The 2,301-nt window shown below is 74.8% G+C and carries 2 protein-coding genes; one reads left to right on the forward strand and one right to left on the reverse strand.

Features of this window, described 5'->3' with window-relative positions; translation table 11 throughout:
- The coding region (locus AC13HU_RS35895) for an FAD-dependent oxidoreductase (protein WP_483046184.1) at positions 1–1,675 on the forward strand (1,675 nt) is incomplete at its 5' end.
- 123 nt (positions 1,676–1,798) lie between these two features.
- Here the strand turns inward: AC13HU_RS35895 and AC13HU_RS35900 are convergent.
- The coding region (locus AC13HU_RS35900; protein WP_483046185.1) for a multicopper oxidase domain-containing protein at positions 1,799–2,301 on the reverse strand (503 nt) is incomplete at its 5' end.

Raw genomic sequence — 2,301 nt, forward strand, 5'->3', positions numbered from 1 at the left:
CACCGACGACCGTGTGCCCGTACTGATCGCGGGCGGCGCCCTCGTCGGCCTGTCCGCGTCGCTCTTCCTCGGCCGCCTCGGCGTGCCGCCCCTGCTGGTCGCGCGGCACGCCCGCACCTCGCACCACCCGCGCGGGCGCGGCAACAACGTCCGCACCATGGAGCTGTTCCGCGCCGCGGGCGTCGAGGACCGGATCCGCGCCGCCGCGTCCGTGCTCGCCGAGAACCACGGCATCCTCCAGGCCGACACCCTCACCGGCTCCGAGCAGGAGTGGCTGTTCCGCACGATCGACCCCGGCGGCGCGCTCTCCCGGATCAGCCCGTCCGGGTGGTGCCTGTGCAGCCAGAACGACCTGGAGCCCGTGCTGCTGGCGGCCGCCCGCGAGCTGGGCGGCGACATCCGCTTCGGTACCGAACTGGTCTCGTTCACGCAGGACGCGGACGGTGTCACCGCCGAGATCGCCGACCGCGCCTCCGGCCGGGTCCGTACGGTCCGTGCCGACTACCTGATCGGCGCGGACGGCCCGCGCAGCCCCGTCCGCGAGCACCTCGACATCCCCATGACCGGGCCCGGCGACCTCTTCCACAACGTCAGCATCACCTTCCGCGCCAAGCGGCTGGCCGACGCGGTGGGCGATCGCCGCTTCATCGTCTGCTACCTCACCACCCCCGAAAGCCCCGGCGCGCTGCTGCCCGTCGACAACGCCCAGGACTGGGTCTTCCACGCGCCCTGGCGCCCCGACGACGGCGAGCGCCTCGACGACTTCACCGACGAGCGGTGCACCCACCTCATCCGTACCGCCGTCGGCGTGCCCGACCTGGAGGTCGAGATCACCGGGAAGGCGCCCTGGCACGCCGCGGAACGCGTCGCCGAGCGGTACGGGCGCGGCCGCGTCCTGCTCGCCGGGGACTCCGCGCACGAGATGTCGCCCACCGGGGCGTTCGGCTCCAACACCGGTATCCAGGACGCGCACAACCTCGCGTGGAAGATCGCCGCCGTCCTCGACGGGTGGGCCGGGCCCGGCCTGGTGGACAGCTACGACGCCGAGCGGCGCCCGGTCGCGCTGGCCACCGCGGCCCGCGCCTCCGCCCGTTCCGCCGAGCACAGCCACCCCGGGTACGAAGCCGCGCCGGTCGCGGCCGGGCCGCGGGCCGGCATGCTTCCGGCCGTACTCGGCTACCGCTACCCGCGCGGCGCGGTGCTCGACGCCGATCCCCAAGAGGTCGCCGTTCCGGACGACTTCAGCCCGCTCGCCGTGCCCGGCGGGCGCGCGCCCCACCTGTGGGTACGGCACGGCGGCGAGCGGATCTCCACGCTCGACCTCTACGAGCGCACCCCGGTCCTGCTGACCGGGCCGTCCGGCGGTGCCTGGCACGACGTCGCGCGGCTCGCCTCCGAACGGACCGGGGTGCCCCTCGCGTGCTACCGGCTCGGCCACGAGATCGAGGTCGAACCGGCGCCCCCGGGTGCCCCCGCGCCGAGCGGGCCGCCCGGGGGTGCCCGCGGTGGCGCACCGGCCGGGCCGCCCGACTTCTGCAAGTTGCACGGCATCCGGGAGGAGGGAGCCGTGCTGGTGCGGCCCGACGGGTTCGTGGCCTGGCGCTCCGAGGGCGCCCGGCCCGACCCGGAAGGCGTGCTGCGAGCCGCACTGACGGAGGTGTTCCGCCGAGCCTGACCCTCCGGGGCGGTCGGTACTGTCGGTTCGGGGACCCCCTGCCCGTGGTGGGCCGGGGGCGCCCCCAGCGCCCCTGGTGCGGTGCTGCCACTCCAGGGGCGCGGGGAGCGACCCGGGGGCGCGCTACCGAGTGACGAGGTAGCGCCCGGCCATGCCGTGCATCATGTGGGCGGCGACGTGGCAGTGGTAGAGCCAGTCGCCCGGGTTGTCCTCGCGGTACTCGACGGTGAGGGTCGTGGCGGGGCCGAGCACTTGGGAGTCGGTCCAGCCGGCGGGGCCGAGCCAGCGGTGGCCGTGGACGTGGAAGACGTGGAAGGTGTTGCCGAGTGTGGCGACCCGCCACCGGACACGGTCGCCGATCCGGGCGGTGAACGTGGCGGCGTTGTCGACGAACGCCCCTCCGTTGCAGAGGGAGAGATCCTGCTTGAGGGAGGACGCGTCGGACGCGGAGAGGTCGTGGAAGAAGAGCACGAACTCCTGGTCGACCTCGGGCGTTCGGGCGTCGGTGACCGCGATCATCCCGAAGAGCCCGAGCTCCGCGCCGATCTCCATGACCGGTCCGCCGCCGCCGAGCGCGCGCGAGTCCATCGAGTCGACCGGGGGCGAGGAGGGTGGGGTGGTGGGGC

Source organism: Streptomyces sp. NH27 (assembly GCF_056859195.1).